Origin of the sequence: Pseudomonas sp. R25(2017) (assembly GCF_002112565.1) — a bacterium.
In the GTDB taxonomy this organism is placed as follows: Bacteria; Pseudomonadota; Gammaproteobacteria; order Pseudomonadales; family Pseudomonadaceae; genus Aquipseudomonas; species Aquipseudomonas ekonensis.
This window is the reverse complement of record NZ_NEHZ01000013.1, coordinates 1-23,440: the sequence shown is the minus strand read 5'-3', so window position 1 is coordinate 23,440 and position 23,440 is coordinate 1. Positions and strand designations below refer to the sequence as shown.

25 protein-coding genes and 1 pseudogene are annotated in these 23,440 nt (G+C 63.6%); 12 read left to right on the top strand and 14 right to left on the bottom strand.

Annotation, left to right across the window (positions count from 1 at the left end; genetic code table 11):
• Positions 1-137: 137 nt before the first annotated feature.
• On the top strand, positions 138-488 hold the full coding sequence (locus CAG31_RS28225) for a hypothetical protein (protein ID WP_139831359.1): 351 nt from the start codon (positions 138-140) through the stop codon (positions 486-488).
• A gap of 197 nt (positions 489-685) precedes the next feature.
• Here CAG31_RS28225 and CAG31_RS17425 read toward each other — a convergent pair whose 3' ends face one another.
• Positions 686-1,579, bottom strand: a complete 894-nt coding sequence (locus tag CAG31_RS17425) for a LysR family transcriptional regulator (RefSeq protein WP_170930313.1) — start codon at positions 1,577-1,579, stop codon at positions 686-688.
• A gap of 86 nt (positions 1,580-1,665) precedes the next feature.
• Here CAG31_RS17425 and CAG31_RS17420 point away from each other — a divergent pair, with 86 nt between their 5' ends.
• Complete coding sequence (locus CAG31_RS17420) at positions 1,666-2,442, top strand: NAD(P)H-dependent oxidoreductase (protein WP_085583348.1); 777 nt, start codon at positions 1,666-1,668, stop codon at positions 2,440-2,442.
• A 63-nt stretch (positions 2,443-2,505) separates the two neighbouring features.
• Here the strand turns inward: CAG31_RS17420 and CAG31_RS17415 are convergent, their stop codons facing one another.
• From CAG31_RS17415 to CAG31_RS17405, 3 genes are read right to left on the bottom strand one after another with little or no spacing between them, the layout of a single operon-like run.
• Positions 2,506-3,183: a DUF5710 domain-containing protein gene (locus CAG31_RS17415; protein ID WP_085583346.1), complete on the bottom strand. Its 678-nt coding sequence runs from the start codon at positions 3,181-3,183 to the stop codon at positions 2,506-2,508.
• 38 nt (positions 3,184-3,221) lie between these two features.
• Entirely contained in the window at positions 3,222-3,644 is a 423-nt protein-coding gene (locus CAG31_RS17410; RefSeq protein WP_085583344.1) for an HD domain-containing protein, read from the bottom strand.
• 14 nt (positions 3,645-3,658) lie between these two features.
• Positions 3,659-4,048 carry a hypothetical protein gene (locus CAG31_RS17405; RefSeq protein ID WP_085583342.1) on the bottom strand — a complete coding sequence of 130 codons (390 nt, stop codon included), beginning with the start codon at positions 4,046-4,048 and terminating at the stop codon, positions 3,659-3,661.
• 160 nt (positions 4,049-4,208) lie between these two features.
• Here CAG31_RS17405 and CAG31_RS17400 point away from each other — a divergent pair, with 160 nt between their 5' ends.
• On the top strand, positions 4,209-4,640 hold the full coding sequence (locus CAG31_RS17400) for a hypothetical protein (RefSeq protein WP_085583340.1): 432 nt from the start codon (positions 4,209-4,211) through the stop codon (positions 4,638-4,640).
• A 182-nt stretch (positions 4,641-4,822) separates the two neighbouring features.
• Here CAG31_RS17400 and CAG31_RS17395 read toward each other — a convergent pair whose 3' ends face one another.
• The 5 genes from CAG31_RS17395 to CAG31_RS17375 form a co-directional block, all read right to left on the bottom strand.
• Positions 4,823-5,545 (bottom strand): hypothetical protein, encoded by a 723-nt coding sequence (locus CAG31_RS17395; RefSeq protein WP_085583338.1) that lies wholly within the window; start codon positions 5,543-5,545, stop codon positions 4,823-4,825.
• A 25-nt stretch (positions 5,546-5,570) separates the two neighbouring features.
• Positions 5,571-6,119, bottom strand: coding sequence for a cupin domain-containing protein (locus CAG31_RS17390; RefSeq protein WP_011333561.1), 549 nt, complete (start codon positions 6,117-6,119; stop codon positions 5,571-5,573).
• 431 nt (positions 6,120-6,550) lie between these two features.
• Positions 6,551-7,834 (bottom strand): FAD-binding oxidoreductase, encoded by a 1,284-nt coding sequence (locus CAG31_RS17385; protein ID WP_085583336.1) that lies wholly within the window; start codon positions 7,832-7,834, stop codon positions 6,551-6,553.
• A 56-nt stretch (positions 7,835-7,890) separates the two neighbouring features.
• Complete coding sequence (locus CAG31_RS17380) at positions 7,891-9,381, bottom strand: aldehyde dehydrogenase (RefSeq protein ID WP_085583334.1); 1,491 nt, start codon at positions 9,379-9,381, stop codon at positions 7,891-7,893.
• Positions 9,382-9,460: 79 nt separating this feature from the next.
• Positions 9,461-10,837, bottom strand: a complete 1,377-nt coding sequence (locus CAG31_RS17375) for a glutamine synthetase family protein (protein ID WP_085583332.1) — start codon at positions 10,835-10,837, stop codon at positions 9,461-9,463.
• Between the two features lie 282 nt (positions 10,838-11,119).
• Here CAG31_RS17375 and CAG31_RS17370 point away from each other — a divergent pair, with 282 nt between their 5' ends.
• The 5 genes from CAG31_RS17370 to CAG31_RS17350 all read left to right on the top strand — a co-directional run bounded on the left by CAG31_RS17370 (position 11,120) and on the right by CAG31_RS17350 (position 16,382).
• Positions 11,120-11,881, top strand: coding sequence for a gamma-glutamyl-gamma-aminobutyrate hydrolase family protein (locus CAG31_RS17370; protein ID WP_085583330.1), 762 nt, complete (start codon positions 11,120-11,122; stop codon positions 11,879-11,881).
• 371 nt (positions 11,882-12,252) lie between these two features.
• Positions 12,253-13,395, top strand: a complete 1,143-nt coding sequence (locus CAG31_RS17365; protein WP_085583328.1) for an ABC transporter ATP-binding protein — start codon at positions 12,253-12,255, stop codon at positions 13,393-13,395.
• A gap of 29 nt (positions 13,396-13,424) precedes the next feature.
• Complete coding sequence (locus CAG31_RS17360) at positions 13,425-14,306, top strand: ABC transporter permease subunit (RefSeq protein ID WP_170930314.1); 882 nt, start codon at positions 13,425-13,427, stop codon at positions 14,304-14,306.
• Positions 14,303-15,178 (top strand): ABC transporter permease subunit, encoded by an 876-nt coding sequence (locus CAG31_RS17355; RefSeq protein ID WP_085583324.1) that lies wholly within the window; start codon positions 14,303-14,305, stop codon positions 15,176-15,178. Before CAG31_RS17360 ends, CAG31_RS17355 begins: the two co-directional genes overlap by 4 nt.
• A 106-nt stretch (positions 15,179-15,284) precedes the next feature.
• Positions 15,285-16,382: a polyamine ABC transporter substrate-binding protein gene (locus CAG31_RS17350; RefSeq protein WP_085583322.1), complete on the top strand. Its 1,098-nt coding sequence runs from the start codon at positions 15,285-15,287 to the stop codon at positions 16,380-16,382.
• 172 nt (positions 16,383-16,554) lie between these two features.
• Here the strand turns inward: CAG31_RS17350 and thpR are convergent, their stop codons facing one another.
• Positions 16,555-17,094 carry an RNA 2',3'-cyclic phosphodiesterase gene (gene thpR / locus CAG31_RS17345; protein ID WP_085583320.1) on the bottom strand — a complete coding sequence of 180 codons (540 nt, stop codon included), beginning with the start codon at positions 17,092-17,094 and terminating at the stop codon, positions 16,555-16,557.
• A 109-nt stretch (positions 17,095-17,203) separates the two neighbouring features.
• Between thpR and CAG31_RS17340 the strand changes: the two genes are divergently transcribed.
• The gene (locus tag CAG31_RS17340; RefSeq protein WP_085583318.1) at positions 17,204-17,398 is read left to right on the top strand and encodes a hypothetical protein; all 195 of its coding nucleotides are present in this window, start codon (positions 17,204-17,206) and stop codon (positions 17,396-17,398) included.
• A gap of 529 nt (positions 17,399-17,927) precedes the next feature.
• Here CAG31_RS17340 and CAG31_RS17335 read toward each other — a convergent pair.
• Positions 17,928-18,281, bottom strand: coding sequence for a DUF1428 domain-containing protein (locus CAG31_RS17335; protein ID WP_085583316.1), 354 nt, complete (start codon positions 18,279-18,281; stop codon positions 17,928-17,930).
• A gap of 2 nt (positions 18,282-18,283) precedes the next feature.
• Positions 18,284-19,363, bottom strand: a complete 1,080-nt coding sequence (locus tag CAG31_RS17330; RefSeq protein ID WP_085583314.1) for a hypothetical protein — start codon at positions 19,361-19,363, stop codon at positions 18,284-18,286.
• Between the two features lie 288 nt (positions 19,364-19,651).
• On the opposite strand from CAG31_RS17330, the gene CAG31_RS17325 reads away from it, so the two are divergent.
• Positions 19,652-19,924 (top strand): hypothetical protein, encoded by a 273-nt coding sequence (locus CAG31_RS17325; protein WP_085583312.1) that lies wholly within the window; start codon positions 19,652-19,654, stop codon positions 19,922-19,924.
• Positions 19,925-19,967: 43 nt separating this feature from the next.
• Here CAG31_RS17325 and CAG31_RS17320 read toward each other — a convergent pair whose 3' ends face one another.
• Together CAG31_RS17320 and CAG31_RS17315 are read right to left on the bottom strand one after the other, a co-directional pair.
• Positions 19,968-20,177, bottom strand: coding sequence for a hypothetical protein (locus CAG31_RS17320; protein ID WP_085583310.1), 210 nt, complete (start codon positions 20,175-20,177; stop codon positions 19,968-19,970).
• A gap of 149 nt (positions 20,178-20,326) precedes the next feature.
• Positions 20,327-21,157: pseudogene (locus CAG31_RS17315) on the bottom strand (aldo/keto reductase); the annotation flags it as partial.
• Positions 21,158-21,242: 85 nt separating this feature from the next.
• Between CAG31_RS17315 and CAG31_RS17310 the strand changes: the two are divergent.
• Positions 21,243-22,013, top strand: a complete 771-nt coding sequence (locus CAG31_RS17310) for an alpha/beta hydrolase (protein ID WP_085583306.1) — start codon at positions 21,243-21,245, stop codon at positions 22,011-22,013.
• Positions 22,014-22,356: 343 nt separating this feature from the next.
• Complete coding sequence (locus CAG31_RS17305) at positions 22,357-23,223, top strand: CAP domain-containing protein (protein ID WP_085583304.1); 867 nt, start codon at positions 22,357-22,359, stop codon at positions 23,221-23,223.
• Positions 23,224-23,440 lie beyond the last annotated feature (217 nt).

Here is a 23,440-nt window from a genome sequence, read left to right as displayed (position 1 = left end):
CACCGGCTACCGCGTTAGCGCAAGGAATGCTAACGACCTGTCAAACCTGACAGGTCAAAGAACGCCGCTACCGACTTAACATGCCCTGACATAAGCACCTGGCAGCCATTGCCTGCCGATTACATGAGGAGAAACTCATGCCTGGGCTCAACAAGACATTAGCCGCCGTGTTTCTTGTCGGGGTCGTGTCGGCAAACGCAACTCTGACACGAGCCGATGTATGTGAAGATGCCTGGAAAACCTCATCAGCCAGCAAGACCTGTGACCTGAAGAGGATGACCATGCAACTTCCGGAAAGCTCGTTCGACGAAGACCGCTTCTGCCTGGTCGAGGCTTCTTGCCTGACCGGAGACACCCGTCAGGAAAATCCCGGAGCTTTTGCGACGCGTCAGATCTACGTCCGCAGTGACTACACCGCCAGACCCTACTTGCAGCAAGTTCCGAACCTGGTGAATTGCAAAGGCGTGCTGAAACTCAATCGGTGCTGAATGTGCAGGTGCCGACCGGGCGGCGTTATCAATGACTTCGATCATTGGAATCACGCATCCGAATTTTTTCTTTTGCGCAGGCCTAGGCACAATGGCGCCGTCAAAAAACGCTTAGGATTAGCCCGCCATGAACCTCAATTTCGCTTTCGCCTGCATGATCGTCGTGTCGTTCGCCATCGCCCTCGGCCACGCGTGATTCAGACGGACGCCGCCAGGTGCTCGCGCAACCACTTGTGCGCCGGGTCGCGGTGCGAGCGCTCGGCCCAGAGCATCGCCATCTCATAGCCCGGCACCGCCAGCGGCGGCTCTACCGCTTGCAGGGTTGAGCTGTCGCGGACCAGCCGCGACGGCAGCATCGCCACCAGATCGGTGCTCGCCAGCACCGATTTGAGCAACAGGAAGTGCGGCACCGACAGCACCACCCTTCTCGACAGCCCCGCCTCTGCCAACGCCTTGTCCGTCACCCCGAAAAAGCCCCCGCCTTCCGGCGACACCAGCACGTGCTCCAGCGCGCAGAAGCGCTCGCGGGTCAGTTCGCCCTGCAGGCCAGGATGGCCGATGCGGCCGGCCAGCACGTAACGCTCGGTGAACAGCGCCCGGCGGTGCAGTTCCAGCGGCGCGTCTTCGCTGGTGTGCAGCGCCAGATCGATCATGCCCTGCTCCGCCTGCTTGACCAGATGCTGCGGCGACAGGTCCAGCACCGCCAGCCGCGTGCCCGGCGCCTGGGCGCGCAGGCCGCCTAGCGCCGGGAGCAGCACGGTCGATTCGCCGTAGTCCGACGCCGCGACCTTCCAGGTGTTGTGCGCCTTCGCCGGTTCGAACGGGCTGGCCGGCGCCACCGCCCTCTCCAACGCCTCCAGCGCCTCGCGCAACGGTTCGCGCAACTCGTCGGCCCGTGCCGTCGGGCGCATGCCCCTGGGGCCCGGCAGCAGCAACGGGTCGCCGAAGATCTCGCGCAGCTTGGCCAGGTGCACGCTCACCGAGGGCTGCGACAGGTTCAGCCGCTCGGCGGCGCGGGTGACGTTGTGCTCCGACAACAGCACGTCGAGGGTCAGCAGCAGGTTGATATCCAGCCGTCGCAAATTATTCACTGCTATACCTGATATGTCAGAGATTCATTTCCACTATACCGGCTGGATGCCGATCCTGCTTTCACCCAATCAAGGAGCGTTTCCCCATGAATGTGCTGATGGTCTATGCCCACCCCGAACCGCAATCGCTCAACGGCGCCCTCAAGGACTTCACCGTCCGCCACCTGGAAGCCGCCGGCCACACCGTGCAGGTGTCCGACCTCTACGCGATGAACTGGAAGGCCGCGATCGACGGCGACGACAGCCCCGAACGCGACCGCAGTGCGCCCTTCGAACCGTCGCGCGACTCCAAGCGTGCCTACCGGGACGGCACACAAGCGGCCGACATCGCCCGCGAGCAGGAAAAACTGCTGTGGGCCGACACCCTGATCCTGCAGTTCCCGCTGTGGTGGTTCTCGATGCCGGCGATTCTCAAGGGCTGGGTCGAACGGGTCTACGCCTGCGGCTTTGCCTACGGCGTGGGCGAACACTCCGAGAGCCGCTGGGGCGAGCGCTACGGCGAAGGCAACCTGAAAGGCAAGCGGGCGATGCTGGTGGTGACTGCGGGCGGCTGGGACTCGCACTACGGCCCGCGCGGCATCAACGGGCCTATCGACGACCTGCTGTTCCCGATCCAGCACGGGGTGCTGTACTACCCCGGCTTCGATGTGCTGCCGCCGTTCGTGGTGTACCGCACCGGGCGGATGGACGAGGCACGGTTTGCCCGCACCTGCGACGAACTGGGCTCACGGCTGGATGAGCTGTGGAGCACCCGGCCGATTGCGTTCCGGCAGCAGAACGGCGGGGATTACGAGATTCCTTCGTTGACGCTCAAAGAGGATGTGGCGCCGGAGCGTACGGGGTTTGCTGCTCACCTGCGCTGACCTGCACGGGTCATGCTCACGTATCCCAGTGCTACGTCTGCATGACCCGCAATGAATGGGCAATCAACCGTTCTTGAGTCGCATGCAATCCATGAAGTCTTCGGTCGCCCATCCGACGCTGCCGTTGCCATCGAAGCGCTCATTGATCAAGTGCAGTGTCATTGAGGACGCTGCCTGCGCAGACATCGGGAAAAACGCACCGCCTGGCTCACTGTGCATGAAAAAGTCGCCCAGTTTGGCAGAGCAATGTTCACAGTGATTCATGTAGTAAATCGCTCCCGCCATCTTGCTGTGATCGGGCTGGTAGCGAGTGGAGTAGGTACGAAGTTGTTTGATGACCGATGGCGACAATGTCCTGATGTTTGACAACCCGACCCGGACCCCGTGACTTACCCAGTAGCCCAATCCGCTTTCCAGGGAAAAGCCGGTGTCCTCGTCCTCTTCGGCATATTCGAATTGCTCGTGCTCCTCCGGGAGCTTGAATGAGAAAACGCGGGTGGGGCAGTAGCACTTCCAGCACTCCGTTGACGACTGCAAGATGAAATAGTACGGGGAGCGCAGGTAAAACTCCGGCTCATGCTCCAGACCGGGCTCCTCCGGTCGAGGCAACCAACGTGCAAAAGCCTCAGTGCTCACACCCTCCGGCACAAACCAGGTCTTTGCTTGGGCATCCCACCGCGCGCCCAGCAACTTGGCTTGATCCTTTTCCGCATACGGTACCTTCAAATCTATCCGTGCCATCTACCGCTCTCTTCTTCCATGTTTGAATCAAACTGCCGTCAGGATCGCAACCGGCCGATCGCCCGCCGGTACTTCTCGATCCGCTCAAGATCCTCCCACCCCGGCGAGGCGATCCGCGACAGGTCGCTGTTCTCTTCCAGATCCGCCAGCTTCACCGCCCGCCCGATGGGGTTCAGGGCCACCCGCTCGATGAAGTCCTCGTAGGCTTCGCCCGGCACTTTGGTCACCGATTCGATGGCCGTCAGCACCGTTTCGCTGAACCCCTCCTTGCGCAGATCGTCGAGGCTGACATCGCAGTCCTCGACCACATCGTGGAGCACGGCGACGATGCGTTCCTCCAGGCTGCTCATGCGCAACATGACTTTCAGAGGATGCAGAATGTACGGCGCCCCGCCCTTGTCCACTTGCCCCGCATGGGCCGTGGCGGCGATGGCGATGGCGCGTTCCAGCGTTTGAGTCATGGGATGTCCTCGGTTCAGACGCCGTACCGGCCGCCGACGTGAATGTTGCGTTTGAGCCAACTGCCGATGGCCTTCAACCGCCCCACCGGTTTTGCCGGCTCGGCGTAGCGCTGGAGGATCAACGAAACCAGGGCGGCCTGATCCGCCATCGGCTGCGCATCGATCAACTCGGCCACCCACGGGCAACCGGCTCTCTTGAGATGTACGCGCCACTCGCCGGGCCAGTCGTCCAGTTCGTCCAGCGCCAACCACCGCACCCCGCCCTGCTCCGCATGCCCGCCGCCGATGGATTGCTCGAAACAGAACGGTGTGCCCGGGCGGGACAGGTCGAGGCTGAAAATATAGACGTCCTGGGTGAGGTGCTGCGTGGTGGGGGCGTTGTTGCGGCTGCCGATGGTGATCATGGCGGTTGTCCGATCCTTGGGGATGCTGTCAGTCTGCAATTGTTCCCTGTCTGTCCGGTCGGCGCAACGGCACAACCCCGATGGAACCTCCCCGGCGAGCCCGCTCTCGAAACCATAGGCGCCCCTCCATGACCCGACATGGCGCCAAGGGAGAGCTCCGATGAACATCCGACCCCTGTTCCTGATTGCCGCATCCTGCGTGATCCCCACCTGCGTCTCGGCCCAGGGCTGCGATGTCCTGACCCGTTCCTCCAGCGCTTCGGTCCCTGCCGTGGAAACCCACAGCTGCTACGAATACGAAGGCATGCCCGCCGGTGCCATCGACTGGTCCTGCAGCAACGAAAGCAAGGACATGCTCAACAGCACCAAGAAAAAGGTCGAGCACTGCGCCGATGGCTACCGGGCCTCGTGCATCGCGACCCTCACCCAGGAATCCCTGGCCAATCCGCATTCCACCAGCAAGGACAAGAGCGCCAAATCGCTGAACATTCCCGACCGTGCGCAGGTGAGCATCTATTACTACAGCGCGGAGGATCTGGCCCAGGCGAAAACCGATTGCGAAAATGGCGGCGGGCACTGGAAATTGAAGTGAGCGAGCTTGCGGCTTGCCAGGACAGCCCCGTAACGTCACCACCAATCGCCAGAGTTTCGGCTCAGGGCGTGAGTGATGTGTTTGGAGTTATAGAGCAACGAGGGTTCGATGTTCTTGGCCAGAACATTTGAAGATGCCGGTCTTACACAAATAAATCCGTCACTTTTCTACTTGTCACTTTTCTACTTGGCTGCCCGCGAGCAAAACATCTTCTGGGCAAGTTCGATGTGGCCCGAGCAATACATTTTCTTCGCGATGTCGTTCGTGAGCTTGTAGCGCCTCAAGTGGCCGACATCACCCTCAATCAATAGATCGAGCTCTGCCTTGACCTCTGAAAAGTGGATCGCCGCGTATTTTTTTCCCAACGAACTCAGCCGGATGGAGTCCTGCTTGATGGTCCAGGTCGGCACAACAAAGAATTCCCAGTTGTTCAGATCGCGAATGTCCTGGGTCTCCTGCTTATCGTCCTTGAAATGCGCAAGGATAAAAAAGTCAGACCAGCGGCGATAAATCTCGATGGCCTTTCCATAAGGCTTTGAAATGTAGTTGTTCCACACATACCCTTGCCGGGGCTCAAGATCGAACTTTACGTTCTTGCTGCCGCTGGAAGTGGACTTGACCTCGATCCCCCAGCCAAAGCGGGTGCTGTGGCAATGGTTCTTAAAGTCTGGGGAAAAATCCGGAACACCCCTGCCGTAGGTCAGATCCACCACGTCCCAGTCCTTGCGGGTCTTGTAGTGTTCTGCAAGGGTGCGATCCGAACAAAGCGCCAGGTAGACCAGGTACTCCGCGAAATTGCCACGGGAGGTCGGCGACTTCAGGTCGGCATAACACCACTGCCATGCATCCAGCAATGTCGCGCTGGCGATGCGCGTGTTGGTAAAGGGGGAATGTAACTCAAGCATCAGGCTTGTCACTCTCCCTTAAACATCAGAAGTTAGCCGGCGTATTCGCACTAATAATCTCCGCCTCATCCGCCCCGATATTCCGGAACTTATGCGGCAGCGTAGTCGGGAAGTAGTACCCGTCCCCCGCGCTCAGCACGCTCACCTGCCCGTCCACCGTCAGTTCCACGGTGCCACGGGTCACCAAGCCGCACTCTTCGCCTTCGGCGTGCACGATCGGCTCTTCGCCGGAGCTCGCGCCCGGCGCGTACTGTTCGCGCAGCAGGCGCATCTGGCGGCTGGGGACGGAGGCGCCGATCAGCAGCAGGCGCAGGCCGTGGCGGCCGAGGTCAGGTTGTTCGTTGGCGCGGAAGACGTATTGGTGTTCGCGCGGGGGCTGGTCGAAGGTGAAGAAGTCAGCCAGGGACATCGGTATGCCTTCGAGCAGCTTTTTCAGCGAGCTGACGGAAGGGCTGACGCGATTCTGTTCGATCAGGGAGATGGTGGCATTGGTCACGCCGCTACGCCGGGCCAGCTCGCGCTGGGAGAGTTTGTAGCTTTCGCGTACTAGTTTGAGTCGAGAACCCGTATCCATGACAGCCTTATGTTGAGGTACTTAAGGGCAATGGGGGTGGGTGGCGGGTGACGCGCCGGGGGCGCGGATCACGTTGCTCCCGTGTCCCGGAACCGTGAAAGGCGGCTATTAAATCACGTTTGGTGGTGTTGCTCAGCAGGTTCGATGGACGGTGGGTGAAATGAGCCTGCCGGGGGTGAACCCGAAGTAAATGCAGGGCCTGTGGGAGCTGGCTTGCCAGCGATTCGATGGCACTTTCAACATCATTTTTGCTGATAGACCGCTATTGCTAGTCGAATCGTCGCGCCGCAGCGCCCACAGGTTTTTGGGGTTTCAGTGGGATAGGCGGTGCCTGGGCTGACCTCATCGCTTGCAGGCAAGCGCCTACAGGGGTGTGGGTTTGCGGGCAAAAACCGGCGGCGCCTGTGCGGGGCCGCCGCCGGGGAGGTAAATCAGATGCCGAAACGGTCGCGCAGCGAGTAGTACGCGGCGCCCATGGCGGTGAGCGGGGCCTGGAAGGTGCGGCCGCCGAACATCGGCATGTGCGGCAGGGAAGCGAAGGCGTCGAAGCGTTCGGCGTCGCCGCGGATCATTTCCGAGATCAGCTTGCCGGCCAGGTGCGAGCAAGTGACGCCGTGGCCGCTGTAGCCCTGCATGTAGTAGGCGTTCTTCTCGATGCGGCCGAACTGCGGCATGCGCGACATGGTCAGCAGGAAGTTGCCGGTCCAGCGGTAGTCGATCTTCACGTCCTTGAGCTGCGGGAAGGTCTTGAGGATCTTCGGGCGGATCAGGGTTTCGATGTCGTCCGGCTCGCGGGCGCCGTAGACCACGCCGCCGCCATACAGCAGCCGGTTGTCCGCGGTGAGGCGGTAGTAGTCGAGCAGGTAGTTGCAGTCCTCGACGCAGTAATTGTTGGTGATCAGGCTGCGGGCCTGCTTCTCGGTCAACGGTTCGGTGACGCAGATCTGCGAGCCGCACGGCATGCTCTTGGCCGTCACGCGGTTGTCCAGGCCCTGCGGCAGGTAGGCGTTGCCGGCGATCAGCAGGTACTTGGCGCGCACCTGGCCTTTGGCGGTACGCACGACATTGGGCTCACCGTACTTGATTTCCACGGCGGCGGACTGCTCGTAGATCTTGCCGCCCAGGCGCACGATGGCCGCGGCTTCGCCGAGGGCCAGGTTCAGCGGGTGGATGTGGCCGCCCTGCATGTCCAGCAGGCCGCCGACGTAGGCGTCGGAGCCGACTTCACGACGGATGTCCGCCGCGTCCAGCAGCTTCAGGTTGCGGTTGCCGTAGCGTTCCCAGCTGCGCTTCTGCTCGGCGAGGCCCTTGAGCTGCTTCTTGTTCATCGCCGCGAAGATGCCGCCGGGGCGGTAGTCGCATTGGATGTCGTATTGCTTGATGCGCGAACGGATGATGTCGGCGCCTTCGAAGATCATGCTGCCGAGGATCTCGGCGGTCTTGTCGCCGTAGCGCGCCTCGATCACATCGACGTCGCGGCTGTAGGAGTTGACCAGTTGCCCGCCGTTGCGGCCGCTGGCGCCGTAGCCGACCTTCGCCGCTTCCAGCACCGTCACCTTGTAGCCGGCCTCGGTCAGGAACAGCGCCGAGGACAGGCCGGTGTAGCCGGCGCCGATGATGCAGACATCGCAGTCCACCGCTTCTTCCAGGGTCGGGAAGTCGATGGTTTCGTGGCGGGTGGCCGCGTAGTAGCTGTTGACGTGTTGCTGTTTCATTTTCTTGTTCTCCGAGGGCCGCCGGCACGTGCCGGCGGCCGCCGCTGCAAATTAGGTCAGAGCTTGATCCAGGTCGCTTTCAGCTCGGTGTACTTGTCGAAGGCGTGCAGCGACTTGTCGCGGCCGTTGCCCGACTGCTTGAAGCCGCCGAACGGCGCGGTCATGTCGCCGCCGTCGTACTGGTTGACCCACACGCTGCCGGCGCGCAGGCCACGGGCGAAGGTGTGGGCCTTGCTCAGGTTGCTCGTCCAGACCCCGGCGGCGAGGCCGAAGATGCTGTCGTTGGCGATCTGCAGCGCCTCTTCGACGGTGTCGAAGGTGATCAGCGACAGCACCGGGCCGAAGATCTCTTCGCGGGCGATGGTCATGGCGTTGGTCACGCCGTCGAAGATCGCCGGCTGCACGTACAGGCCGCCGGTCTCTTCGAGGGTGCGCTGGCCGCCGGCGATCAGTTCGGCGCCCTGCTCCCGGCCGATGCCGATGTAGCGCAGGACGTTGTCCAGCTGCCGCTGATCGACCACCGCGCCGACGGTGGTGGCCGGGTCGAGGGCGTGGCCGGGTTTCCACGCTTGCAGCGCTTCCACCAGCAGCGGGATGAATTGCTCGCGAATCGAACGCTCCACCAGCAGACGCGAGCCGGCGGTGCAGACTTCGCCCTGGTTGAAGGCGATGGCGCTCGCCGCCGCTTGTGCGGCCGCGCGCAGGTCCGGCGCATCGGCGAACACCACGTTGGGGCTCTTGCCGCCGGCTTCGAGCCACACGCGTTTCATGTTGCTTTGGCCGGCGTAGATCATCAGTTGCTTGGCGATGGCCGTGGAGCCGGTGAAGGCCAGCACGTCGACGTCCATGTGCAGCGCCAGCGCCTTGCCGACGGTGTGGCCGAAGCCCGGCAGGACGTTGAACACGCCTTTGGGAATGCCCGCGTCCAACGCCAGTTGCGCGATGCGGATCGCGGTCAGCGGGGACTTCTCCGACGGTTTGAGGATGAACGAGTTGCCGGCGGCCAGGGCCGGGGCGAACTTCCAGCTGGCCATGATCAGCGGGAAGTTCCACGGCACGATGGCCGCGACCACGCCGGACGGCTCGCGGGTCACCAGGCCCAGTTGATCGTGGGGCGTGGCGGCGACTTCGTCGTAGATCTTGTCGATGGCCTCGGCGCTCCAGCGGATCGCGTTGGCGGTCGCCGGCACGTCGATGCTCATCGAGTCGCTGATCGGCTTGCCCATGTCGAGGGTTTCCAGCAGCGCCAGTTCTTCCTGGTGCTCAAGGATCAGATCGGCGAAACGGATCAGGATGCGCTTGCGTTCGGCCGGGGCCTTGTTGGCCCAGACGCCGGAATTGAAGGTCTGACGGGCGACTTCGACGGCAAGGTTAGCGTCGGCTTCGTCGGTGCTGGCCACGGACGCCAGGAAGCGGCCGTCGACCGGGCTCAGGCATTCGAACGTGGCGCCGCCGATGGCCGGGCGGTACTCGCCGTTGATGAAGGCGCGGCCTTCGAGGGTCAGGGACTGGAAACGCTGTTCCCAGTCGTTGCGGGTCATGGTCATGGCTGTGGCTCCCACAGGGAATGGAGTGTTCTTTCGGACTTGTGGTTTGCGCCGGACACTGTGGATCCGGCGGTGGTCTTCAGACCGTATGCAGGTACCAGTTGTACTCAAGGTCGGAGATCGAGTTCTCGAACTCGGCCAGTTCGCTTTCCTTGCACGCGACGAACACGTCGATGTACATCGGGTCGATGTACCGGGCCATGACTTCGCTGTCGTCCAGCACCCGCAGCGCGTCGCGCAGGTTGTTCGGCAGGCTCTGTTCGTTCTGCTCGTAGCTGTTGCCTTCGGTCGGCGCCGGCGGCTCGATCTTGTTGGTCAGGCCGTGGTGCACGCCCGCCAGCACCGACGCCATCAGCAGGTACGGGTTGGCGTCGGCGCCGGCCACGCGGTGTTCGATGCGCACGGCGTCCGGCGAGCCGGTCGGCACACGCACGGCCACGGTGCGGTTGTCGATGCCCCAGCTCGGCGAGTTCGGCACGTAGAACTGCGCGCCGAAACGACGGTACGAGTTGACGTTCGGGCAGAGGAAGGCCATCTGCGCCGGCAGGGTCTCCAGCACACCGCCGATCGCGTGACGCAGCGCGGCGTTCTGCTCGGGATCCTCGCTGGCGAAGATGTTGTTGCCTTCCTTGTCCAGGATCGAAATGTGCACGTGCAGACCGTTGCCCGCCTGGCCCGGGTACGGCTTGGCCATGAAGGTGGTGTCCATCTCGTGGTCGTAGGCGATGTTCTTCACCAGACGCTTGAGCAGGATCGCGTATTCGCACGCCTTGATCGGGTCGGACACGTGGTGCAGGTTGACTTCGAACTGCGCCGGGGCGCTTTCCTTGACGATGGCGTCGGCGGGGATGCCCTGCTCTTTCGCGCCTTCGAGGATGTCTTGCAGGCAGTCGACGTATTCGTCGAGGTCGTCGATCAGGTAGACCTGGGTCGACACCGGGCGCTTGCCCGACACCGGCGAACGCGGCGACTGCGGACGGCCGTTCACGTTGTCCTGGTCGATCAGGTAGAACTCAAGCTCGAACGCGGCGCAGATGGTCAGGCCCAGTTCGTCGAACTTGCGCACCACGTTGGCCAGCACTTCGCGCGGGTCGGCGAAGAACGGCTCGCCTTCGAGTTCATGCATGGTCATCAGCAGTTGGGCGGTCGGACGCTTCTGCCATGGCTCGATGCTGAGGGTGCCGGGAATCGGGTAGCAGATGCGGTCCGCGTCGCCGATGTCCAGGCCAAGGCCGGTGCTCTCGACGGTGGAACCGTTGATGTCGAGGGCAAAGAGCGAAGCCGGCAGGTTGATGCCTTTCTCGTAGACCTTGTGAAGACTGGTGCGCTCGATGCGCTTGCCGCGCACCACACCGTTCATGTCTGCAATCAGAAGGTCGACGTACAAAACCTCAGGATGTTTCTTAAGGAATGCGTTTGCTTCGTTGAGTTGAACGGCACGCAGAGGGACCGACATGATGCACCTATTTAGCTGTTAATTATTATGTTCACTGCTGTTTCGCGGAGCCAGTCAACCCGAACGGCAAAGTGAAGTCAATAGCGAACACAGGGCCGTTCAGCGTTTATTTTTCGGGCTTTTTTTAACATTCGCATGCCGACGCAGACGCCAGAGCGGCGGAAATCCTGAAGATTGGATGAACGGCGTTTAGAATTTTTTACATGGCAGTTGTTAATTAAAATAAACGCGGCTAAGCTCCGGAAAAGCTCGTTCAAGTGTCAAACTTCGAGGTGAATAAAAATGGCATTCAAGCCATTGATCGGCGTTACTGCGTGCGTCAAACAGATCGGCCTGCACCCCTACCACATCAGCGGCGACAAGTACGTGCGTGCTGTCAGCGTCGCGGCGCAGGGGCTGCCGGTGGTCATTCCTTCCCTGGGCGGACTGACGGAGATCGGCGACCTGCTCGGTCAGCTCGATGGCCTGCTGCTCACCGGCTCGCCCTCCAACGTGGAACCCTTCCACTATCAGGGCCCGGCCAGCGCTCCCGGCACGGATCACGATCCGGCGCGGGACGCCACCACTCTTCCCCTATTGCGTGCGGCCATTGCGGCGGGCGTTCCGGTGCTCGGCATCTGCCGCGGCTTCCAGGAAATGAACGTGGCCTTCGGCGGCAGCCTGCACCAGAAGGTGCATGAGCTGCCGGGCATGCTCGACCACCGCGAAGCCGACAGCCCGGATGTCGCCGTGCAGTACGCCCCGGCCCATGCCGTGACGGTGCTGGCCGGCGGCGTGTTCGAGGCGCTGGAGCTGCCGGGCGAATTTCAGGTCAACTCCATCCACAGCCAGGGCATCGACCGCCTCGCCCCCGGCCTGCGCGCCGAAGCGGTGGCGCCGGACGGCCTGATCGAGGCGGTGTCGGTCGAGCACAGCCCGACGTTCGCCGTCGGCGTGCAGTGGCATCCGGAGTGGCAGGTGCTGGACAACCCGCCCTACCTGAAGATTTTCCAGGCGTTCGGCGCGGCCTGCCGGCAACGTGCGGCGCAGCGCCACCAGCGCTGACCTCCCCCGTAGACGCAACACCCTTTACTGCCCCCACGGGAGCGGCGGTTGTGCGTGTGCACATCCGTCACCCGTGAAAACAACGAAACCGCAATAACAACAAGTACGACCAGGCAGCCAGGACGGCGGCGCCGAACAAGCCGGATCGGCAGGAGTGTCGGCAATCGGATCGATGCAAAACCCTGTGGGAGCTGGCTTGCCAGCGATGAGGCCTTCACCCTCGACATTGAGGGTGACTGACCCGCCGCCATCGCTGGCAAGCCAGCTCCCACAGGGGGATGCGGTCCGAGAGGAATGACTCCAAACGATCTGCAATCCACTTTTGAGCCAGGCCATTTGGCCCGGCGACTGAAACCTGTTGGGAGTTTCACATGGCAAACGCCTCCAGCACTTACAGGAAGGCCCTTGAAGGTCATCAGCAACCGAAGAAGGTTCTGGTGAAAGTCGATCGCGTCACCAAGAAATTCGACGAAACCACCGCCGTGGACGACGTGTCCCTGGAGATCCATCAGGGCGAGATCTTCGCCCTGCTCGGCGGCTCTGGTTCCGGCAAGTCGACCCTGCTGCGCATGCTCGCCGGTTTCGAGCGTCCCACCGACGGGCGGATCCTGCTCGACGGCGTGGACATCACCGACATGCCGCCGTACGAACGACCGATCAACATGATGTTCCAGTCCTATGCGCTGTTCCCGCACATGACGGTGGCGCAGAACATCGCCTTCGGCCTCAAGCAGGACCGTTTGCCGGCCAGCGAGATCGACGCCCGTGTCGAAGAGATGCTGCGCCTGGTGCACATGACCCAATACGCCAAGCGCAAGCCGCACCAACTGTCCGGCGGTCAGCGCCAGCGTGTGGCCCTGGCCCGTTCGCTGGCCAAGCGGCCCAAGCTGCTGCTGCTCGACGAACCGATGGGCGCGCTGGACAAGAAGCTGCGCTCGCAGATGCAGCTGGAGCTGGTGGAGATCATCGAGCGCGTGGGCGTGACCTGCGTGATGGTGACCCACGACCAGGAAGAGGCCATGACCATGGCCGAGCGCATCGCGATCATGCACCTGGGCTGGATCGCCCAGGTCGGCAGCCCGGTGGACATCTATGAGGCGCCGGTCAACCGCATGGTCTGCGAATTCATCGGCAACGTGAACGCCTTCGACGGCACCGTGGTGGAAGACCTCGAAGGCCACGCGATCATTCACAGCCCCGACCTTGCGCAGAAGATCTACGTCGGCCACGGCGTCAGCACCTCGGTGCAGGACAAATCGATCACCTACGCGATCCGTCCGGAAAAGATGCTGGTCAGTTCCCTCAAGCCCGAAGCCCGCTACAACTGGTCCGAAGGCAAGGTGCACGACATCGCCTACCTCGGCGGCCATTCGGTGTTCTACGTCGAGCTGCCCGGCGGCAAGATCGTCCAGTCGTTCATGGCCAACGCCGAACGCCGCGGCGCACGGCCGACCTGGGACGACAAGGTCTACGTGTGGTGGGAAGACGACAGCGGCGTGGTGCTGCGCTCATGAGCACTCTCAATCAGCGGCTCATGCGGTGGGTGCCCAGCGGACGCAAGTTCGTCATCGGGATTCCTTTCATCTGGCTGTTCCTGTTCTTCATGCTGCCGTTCTTCCTGGTGATGAAGATCAGCTTCTCGGAAGCGGCCCTGTCGATTCCGCCCTACTCGGAGATCTACACCTACGCCGAGCAGAAATTCCAGCTGTTCCTCAACATCGGCAACTACAGCATGCTCGGCGAAGACGAGCTGTACCTGTCGGCCTACCTCGGTTCGCTGAAGGTCGCGCTGCTCAGCACGCTGATGTGCCTGGTGATCGGTTTTCCGATGGCCTACGCGATCACCAAGGCCAGCAAGGAAGCGCAGAACGTCCTGCTGCTGTTGATCATGATGCCGACCTGGACCGCGATCCTGATCCGCGTGTACGCGTGGATGGGCATCCTCAGCAACAACGGCCTGCTCAATGCGTTCCTGATGTGGACGGGGCTGACCGATCACCCGATCGAGATCCTCAACACCAACACGGCGGTCTATATCGGTGTCGTGTATGCGTACCTGCCGTTCATGGTGCTGCCGCTCTACGCCAACCTGGTCAAGCACGACGCCAGCCTGCTTGAGGCCGCGCAGGACCTGGGTTCGAGCAACTTCAACAACTTCTGGAAAATCACCGTGCCGCTAGCCAAGAACGGCATCATCGCCGGCTGCATGCTGGTGTTCATCCCGGTGGTGGGCGAGTTCGTCATTCCGGAACTGCTGGGCGGCCCGGAAACCCTGATGATCGGCCGCGTGCTGTGGCAGGAGTTCTTCAATAACCGCGACTGGCCGGTGGCGTCCGCCCTGGCGGTGGTGATGCTGCTGATCCTGATTGTGCCGATCCTGCTGTTCAACCGCAGCCAGGCCAAAGAGATGGAGGGACGGGGATGAAACGTTTCGGATTTTCCAAGTTCATGCTGATCTTCGGCCTGACGTTCATTTACCTGCCGATGCTGATCCTGGTGATCTACTCGTTCAACGCCTCTAAGCTGGTGACGGTGTGGGGCGGCTGGTCGGTGAAGTGGTACGCCGGCCTGCTCGACAACACCCAGCTGATGGGCTCGGTGGTGCGCTCGCTGGAGATCGCCTGCTACACCGCGATCGCCGCCGTGGCGCTCGGTACGCTGGCGGCGTTCGTGCTGACCCGCGTCACCCGCTTCAAGGGCCGCACGCTGTTTGGCGGCCTGGTCACCGCGCCGCTGGTGATGCCTGAGGTGATCACCGGCCTGTCGCTGCTGTTGCTGTTCGTGGCCATGGCACAATTGATCGGCTGGCCCCAGGAGCGCGGCATCGTCACCATCTGGATCGCCCACACCACGTTCTGCGCGGCCTACGTGGCGGTGGTGGTGTCGGCGCGCCTGCGCGAGCTGGACCTGTCGATCGAGGAAGCCGCGATGGACCTGGGCGCCAAGCCGTTCAAGGTGTTCTTCCTGATCACCATCCCGATGATCGCGCCGTCGCTGGCGGCGGGCGGCATGATGTCGTTCGCCCTGTCGCTGGACGACCTGGTGCTGGCCAGCTTCGTGTCCGGCCCCGGCTCGACCACGCTGCCGATGGAAGTGTTCTCGGCGGTGCGCCTGGGCGTGAAGCCTGAGATCAACGCCGTGGCCAGCCTGATCCTGCTGGCGGTGTCGCTGGTGACGTTCCTGGTCTGGTACTTCGGCCGCAAGGCGGAAGCCAACCGCAAGCGCGCGATCCAGGAAGCCATGGACCAGACGGCCAACGAGTCCTGGCAACAGCCGCAGCGCGCGGCGACGGCCTGACGACTGCGGGAACCTGACTGTCATGACTGTGGCGAGGGGGCTTGCTCCCTCGCCACAGGGTTTTATCCGCAATGTGTTTTTGAACAAGAAAAATGGAGTTTCACCGATGAAAATGTTTGGCAGGACTCTGCTGACACTGTCCTTATTGGGCGCAATCGCCACGGGCGCCCAGGCCAACGACAAGGTGCTGCGCGTCTACAACTGGTCCGACTACATCGCCCCCGACACCGTCAAGAAGTTCGAGGACGAGACCGGCATCCAGGTGACCTACGACGTGTTCGACAGCAACGAGACCCTGGAGGCGCGTCTGCTGGCGGGCAAGTCCGGCTACGACATTGTCGTGCCGTCCAACAGCTTTCTGGCCAAGCAGGTGAAGGCCGGGGTCTACCAGACCCTGGACAAATCCAAGCTGCCGAACTGGAAGAACCTCAACCCGGTGCTGCTCAAGAACGCCGCCGCCAGCGATCCGGACAACGCCCATGCCTTCCCGTACATGTGGGGCTCGATCGGCATCGGCTTCAACCCGGACAAGGTGCGCGAAGTGCTCGGCAAGAACGCGCCGGTCAATTCCTGGGATCTGCTGTTCAAGCCAGAGAACGCCGAGAAGCTCAAGGCCTGCGGAATCAGCTTCCTCGACTCGCCGACCGAGATGCTCCCGGCCGCCCTGCACTACCTGGGCTACCCGGTGAACGACAAGGACGCCCGGCACATCGCCGAGGCCGAAGCGCTGTTCATGAAGATCCGTCCGTCGGTGGCGTATTTCCATTCGTCCAAGTACATCTCGGACCTGGCCAACGGCAACATCTGCGTGGCCGTCGGCTACTCCGGCGACGTGCTGCAGGCCAAGGCCCGCGCCGAAGAGGCCGGCAACAAGGTGACGATCGACTACAGCATCCCCAAGGAAGGCGCCGGCAGCTTCTACGACATGGTCGCCATCCCCCGCGATGCGGCCAACGTCGAGAACGCCTACCTGTTCATGAACTTCCTGATGCGCCCGGACATCATCGCCGAGATCACCAACAGCATCGGCTACAGCAACGCCAACCAGGCCGCCACGCCGCTGGTGGACGAAGCGATCCGCAACGATCCGGGCTCGTATCCGCCGCAGGAAGTGATGGCCACGCTGTACGCGGTGCCGGATCAGCCGATCGCCACGCAGCGGATCATGACCCGGGGCTGGACGCGGGTGAAGCTCGGCAAGTGAACCTGCGGGAGCGAGCAGGCTCGCTCCCGCAAGGGATGCAGCAAGATTCAAGACAACGGTTTCCCGTTCATGCAGCGCCTTACCACCGCTGCACCCTCTCTCTGAACGGCCTCACCTGGCACTCCTCGGTTCAGGTGAATTCAGGCGCCCTCGGGCGCCTTTTTTTGTCGGTTCAGGCCAGCGGCCATTCGGCCAGGGCGCGGTAACGGCCCTTGTGGGATTCGAACAAGGCGAAGCGCTCGGCCCGCAGGAAGAATTCCGGCGGCGTGGCGGATTCCGGGACGGGTTCGCGAAAGTCGCGCATCAGGGTCAGGTGCGGCCGAAATTCCCGGGGCGGCTCTTCGAAACCGAACGGCAGCATCGCCTGCTCCAGCGCGTACACCAGCCGCAGCAGCGCCGGCGGTGCCTGTTCCGGCGCCAGCGACAGCACACCGGCCTTGCGCCACACCTGCAAGCGGTCCAGCGAAATCCTCAGCGCAGTTCCTGGCGTGCTCACCTTGGCGGCCGCTTCGCACACCTGCGCAATCTGCGCCAACGGCACCGCGCCGAGAAACAGCAGCGTCAGGTGAAAGTTGTCCGCCGGCACCGGTTTGCCGGCCCTCAGGTTCAAGGCGCTGCGCCATTGGGCAATGGCCTTGCGCTGCACCGGCGGGCAGTCCAGGGCAAAGAACAGCCGCTTGAACGGTTGATCCCCAGGTAAATCGTCCTTCATGGCCCTTCTCCTTCGCGGGTCGTGATCCTGTGGATTCTACACGGCCGTTTTCTGGCGGCCCGCGACATGGAGGTTATAGTTCAGGGATGGCCATCGACCGGAGACCGCCATGCGCGAGATCCTCAGCAAAGAACCCTGGTGGGCCCGACCGCCGAATCCCGGGCAGGACGAAACCGAACTGGAATGGGGCTGGCTGGTGCACTACAGCGAAGGCGAGCCGCGCTTCGAATTCATCCACGAGCGGCCGACGGACGAACAGATCCGCTTGCGCAAGAGCTGCCGGATCACACCGTCGGCAGAGTAGGCCTGAGCCATTGCCCGCCGCAAATCCTGTGGGCGCTTGCCTGCAAGCGATACGGCCAGCACTGCTGGCATCTCCGGTGCCTGATCCACCGCTATCGCCAGCAGGCTGGCTCCCACAGAGGATTGCGGGTATCCGCAGTATCTTTGTTCACCACAAAAACCTGTGGGAGCTGGCTTGCCAGCGATGAGGCCAGCACTGCCGACATGTGTGGAGCCTGACCCGGCGCCATCGCCAGCAGGCTGGCTCCCACAAGAGATCCCGGCACACCGCAAAACCTGTGGGCGCTGCGGTGCGACGATTCGACTTGCCAGCGATAGGGCCGGCACTGCCGACATCTGTGGAGACTGACCCACCGCTATCGCCAGCAGGCTGGCTCCCACAGAGGATTGCGGGTATCCGCAGCATTTTTGATCACCACAAAACCTGTGGGAGCTTGCCTGCAAGCGATGAGGTCGGCACTGCCAACATCTGTGGAGACTGATCCACCGCCGTCGCAGGCAAGCCAGCTTCCACGGAGATGCGGTGGGCTTCAGGATTCGACGAGGTGCCTGAAGCCGCCGAAGATCATGCGCTGACCATCGAACCCCATCGGGTTGGCGTCCGGCTGCATGCGCGGGTCGTCCATCATTTTGGCCATGCCGGCGTCGCGGGTGGCCTTGTCCGGCCAGATCAGCCAGCCTGCGGACACGGTTTCGCCTTCCTTGAGCTTCACCGCCATCGGGAACGACGTGACCTTGCCGTCCGGTACGTCATCGCCCCAGCACTGCACAACGTCCCGGGCGCCGTATTCCTTGAACAGTTTCGCGGCGACCGCACAGTGCTTTTCATATTGCCCGCGGTTGGCGTTCGGCACGGGCGCCACAAAGATATCGATGTAAGCCATGGTCATTCTCCTTGAGGATCGGGTTGGATCTGCTGACTGGTCGATTCCGGCGGCCGCCATTCGACACGCTGGAGGCCCTGCCCGACCGACGGCTCTTCGCGGCCGCCCAGGCTGCCCTCGACCTGCCCCGCGATGTGCAGCGTGCCGGCCATGACGCCGGTCGTCGGGTTCTGCACCAGTTTCAGCCAGGCCTTGTCGAACGTGTTGCCCAGGCTGCTGCGGATCAGCGCTTCGCTGTCCGGCCGGTCGTTGGCCTGGATGATCGCGCGGATGCCCGCCACGCCCACGGAGATCAGCGCCCCGGCGAGTTTCCCCGCCGCGGCCGCCACCGCGCCGGCGGCGCCGCGCGGGGCCATTTCCGCTTCCATGCGCTGGCTGGCGCGCCGGGCCACCGGGGCCATGCCGGCATCGGTCGAGGCGATGCCCTTGGCGCCGCCGTCGGTGTGGATCTTGTCGATCAGCGCGGCGTAGGCCGGCAAGGTGTTCAACGGTTCGGTGCTGATGACCTGGTACAGCGACGCATCCCGGGCCGGCGGCGGCCCGAGGGCGATGGCGGGAATCTTCTGCAGGCGCCCGTTGAGTTGGGCGACGGGCACGCCGTGACGCTGGGCGATGAGCGGCATCTGCTTCGCCATCTGCTGCGCATAGAACGCCGTGGACTGACCGAGGATCGCGTCCGGGTCGATCTCCACGGCCACCGGCGCCAGTACCCTTTCCTGATACTGATCAAGCAGATACGCCGCCAGGCGCTTGGCCGACGCGTCCTGTTCGCCGCCGGCGCTGATCGTGTACCAGCTGACTTTCATCGACAGCCATTCCTGGGTCCAGTAGCTACTGAACCACGGAATGAAATTTTCTTCAGTTTGCTGATAGACCCGAGTGCGCCAATGTTCCATCGAACCCCGGGCGAACAGCTTGACCTGCTCGGTGGCCTGCTGCGACGCGCTGAGGATTTCCCGGTCAATCTGTTGCCAGGTGGCGGGCGAGACCACCACCGCCGGCGCGCTGACCGGGGCCCGCGCCGACGTGGCGCAGCCGGCCAGCAGAAACAGTGCGGCGACGGCCAGCGCGCGCAGGTTCACGGTGGTGTCCTTCAGGGAGCCGGGGCGGTATGCGTTTGAGTATAGGTGGGCCGGTCAGCGGTGAGGGGGATGTGCAGGCCCTGTCGCGAGCAGGCTCGCTCCCACAGGAGATTGCCGTGCTGCTCAAAGGGTGAAGGCCAGCCTGCTGGCGATCGAAGGGCCGACAGGCTCACCGCCACACCCGAACCATCATTGCCGTCGATGTTCACCATTACGACGATTGCCTTCCGCGCAAGGGTCGCCTGGCGCAGGATTCACCCAACCGCAACACATCGAGGATTCAACACCATGAGCCACCCCGTCACCCTCGCCGTGAGCTTCCCGGTGTTCGGCAGCAACTACTATGACCAGCACGCGGTGTCGCGCAAGGCACAGGCACTGGTGTTCAACGAAGATTTCGAAGATCTGCTGATGCCCGCCGCCAGTCATCATTTCAGCAACGGCGTGGTGGGCCTCAACGATCAGTTCCGTTTTCTGAGCGACATTCTCGCCACCCATCTGCTGGATCTCGAGGCCTCGGTGCCTGCGCGTTCCCGCGTCCGGGCGAGCGCTCACTTTTAATGCCAAGGGCGCTCCCGGCCGGGAGCGCCCTCTTTGCGTTCACTCAATCGTCGTTGTCGTCGCGGTCGCGGTGATGACGACGCCACTCGCGCCGGTCGTCGCGGTCATCCCAGCGCCGGTCGTGGTCGTAGTAGCGGCCACGGTCGCGGTCGTAATACCCGCCATGGCGGTAGTCATCATCAAAATCCGCGACACAGCCGCCCAGCAGGACGGCGGCGGAAACGGTCAGCAGCAAGGTTGTTGCAGGCTTCATTCAGGGCTTCCCAAAACCAGGGTCAAGACGACGGAATCGGCCGGCGCTGCCCTCGCCTCTTGGCCCGGTGCGCGCCGCCGCAGATACGACCGGGCAAACCGCCGATGATTCAGCGGGTGCCCGCCACCGTCTGTCGTCTCGTGCCGTTCTCAGCCCACCAGCGCGATCAATTGCTGGCGCTGCGCGTCGGTCAGCGTCAGCCCGAACCCGGCACAGGCGTTGTCGGCCATGCTGCGCGGGTTGCCGGTGCCGGGAATCACGCAGGTGACCGCCGGGTGGGCCAGCAGAAACTTGAGCAGCAACTGCGGCCAACTCGTGACCTGCACCTGCGAAGCCCACCCCGGCAGAGGTCGGCCCCGCAGCCGCTCCAGCAGCGCGCCGCCGCCGAACGGCCGGTTGCAGATCACCGCCACCCCGCGCTCGCGGCACAACGGCAGGATGCGTTTTTCCACGGCGCGGTCGTCGAGGGCGTAGTTGATCTGCAGGAAATCCACCTGTTCGGCCCGCAGCACCGCTTCGACCTCGTCATGGGCCGACGGCGCGTAATGGGTGATGCCGATGTAGCGGATGCGCCCCCGGGCCTTCCAGTCGCGCAAGGTCGGCAGGTGGGTCTGCCAGTCCAGCAGGTTGTGGATCTGCATCAGGTCGACGCAGTCGGTGCGCAGCAGACGCAAGGAGCGCTCCATCTGCGCGATGCCCTCTTCTCGGCCGCGAGTCCAGACCTTGGTGGCCAGAAAGGCCGGCGAGCGCGGTTCGTGGATCGACAGCAGCCCGCCGACGGTCTCTTCGGCGCGGCCGTACATGGGCGAGCTGTCGATGACCGTCCCGCCCTTGCTGAACAGCTCGCCGAGCACCGCCGGCAAGGGCCGGTGCAGCGGATCGCCCGGCGCAGCGTCGAAGGCGCGGTAGGTACCCAGCCCTACCGTCGGCAGCGCTTCGCAGGTCGAGGGGATGGCGCGGGTCTGCATGGTCTGGCCTCCTGCGGCACTGAGCGAGGCGCTGGGGCGAGGGTTCGCTGGGCTACACTGCGACAACCCGCCTGCGCGCCCCGTTAAAGTTAGCCGAATGTCACGAACCCTGATGTCACTCGTCGCCTTGGCCGTCGCCGCGTACCTGATCCTGTGCGCGGCGCTGTTCGTGTTCCAGCGCGCGCTGATCTATTTCCCCCAGCCTGCGGCGGTGGACTCGCCGGATACGCGACTGACGCTGTCCACGCCGGACGCCGACATCCGTGTGAGCGTCCGGGAACACCCCGGCCCCAAGGCGCTGATCTACTTCGGCGGCAATGCCGAGGACGTTTCGCTCAGCCTGTCGGCGCTTGCCCGGGCCTTTCCCGGTCAGGCCGTGTATCTGCTGCACTACCGGGGTTATGGCGGCAGCGGCGGTTCCCCCTCCGAAGAAGCCATTGCCCGGGATGCCCTGGCGCTGTTCGACCGGGTGTACGCCAGCCATCCCCAGATCGCGCTGATCGGGCGCAGCCTCGGTTCCGGCGTCGCCGTCCGGCTGGCCAGCCAGCGGCCCGTGCAGCGTTTGATCCTGGTCACGCCCTACAACAACCTTGAGGAACTCGCCGCCCGCCAGTACCCGTGGGCGCCGGTCAAGTGGCTGCTCAAGGACCGTTTCGAGTCCGGCCGCTACGCGGCCCACATCCAGGTACCGACACTGCTGCTGGCGGCGAGCGACGACGAGGTGATTCCCCGCGCCAGCACCGAGCGGCTGCTGCGCAGCTTTCCCGAGGGCGTGGCGACGCTCAGGGTGATCGCGCCTGCAAGGCACAACTCGATTGCCGAGCGGCCGGAGTACCTGGAATGGATGGGCGAGGCGCTGAACCGCTGAGGGTTGCCGGGCGGTGACGGTGGCGTTGCTTCCACAGGATTCGGGGAATCGACACAGAACCTGTGGGAGCAACTGTCTTGGCTACACCCTGCGGCGCCTGAACGGTCGCCATCGCCAGCAGACTGGCTCCCACAAGGGATCCCGGTACACCCCCAACAACCTGCGAAGAGCCGGAGAAGACGCCGCAACGGCCTACAGGAACGCCCGTCCCAGACACTTCGTCGGCCCGCCGCGATTCTCACCGTCGCCCCGTGAACCAAGCCTCAAAAGCCCAGTCCTACCCGCGCCGCCTTTCGCGGTTCATTTCACTAAAGCGCCGTCCCCCTTAAGAGCCGCCCCTTCCATGCGCCACGCCGTTCGTCCGTCCCGCTTCGTTCCGCTGTGCCTGCTGTTCCTCTCGCCGCTGCTTGCCGCCCCCGCCCATGCCGGTGCGGAACGACAATTGGCAACCGCCATCAACGACTTGCGCGCCCACCCCCAACGATGCGACCGCCGCCCGACGCAACGCCTGGCGCCGCTGGCGCTCAAGCAGGATCTGGCCCTGCCCATCGGCTACGGTTATGGCGGCGGGTTGCGCGAGCGCCTGAAGGGTCAAGGGTACGCGGCGGTGTCGGTGCGCAGCATCCGGATCGTCGGGGCCGAAGACGCCGACGAGGCGTTCGACCAATTGCAGGACGACCACTGCGGCGCCCTGCTCGACGCCCAGTACGCCGACATTGGCATCAGCCGCGCCCGCAACGAATGGCAAGTGGTGCTGGCGCGGCCGGTGCTCGACAGCCGGGTGGGCGACAACCGCAGCGTCGGCAAGGCCCTGCTGGCCGAGGTCAACGCGGCCCGCGCCCGCCCGCGGATGTGCGGGCGCCAGCGGTTCGCCGCCGCCCGCCCCTTGAGCTGGAACCCGGCCTTAGGCGCCGCCGCCCAAGGGCACAGCAAGGCCATGGCCTACGGCAACTACTTCGCCCACCGCGACCCCGACGGCGACATGCCCTCCGACCGCGCCCGCGCCGCCGGCTACCGCGGACGGCAGATCGGCGAAAACATCGCCGCCGGCCAAGGCTCGCCGGGCAAGGCCATGGCCGGCTGGCTCGCCAGCCCCGGCCACTGCGCCAACCTGATGAACCCGATGTTCACCCAGGTCGGCGCCGGGTTCGCCAGCGATGTGCGCAGCGATCAAGGGGTGTACTGGACGATGCTGTTCGGCGCACCTTGACCGACCCTGACGCAGGCGCGCAAAGGCGTTCAATGACGCAAGCCCGTTTCATCGTTTTTTTGATAGCATCCGGGCTTTCATGCACCCTCAGTGCTGCTATTCCAAGGAACGGATTCAAGCATGCTGGACGCCAACGCTACGCACATCACCCTCACCCTCGAAGGCGCCAACGCGGACTTCCAGGTGCTCAGCTTCACCGGCCGCGAAGCCCTCAACC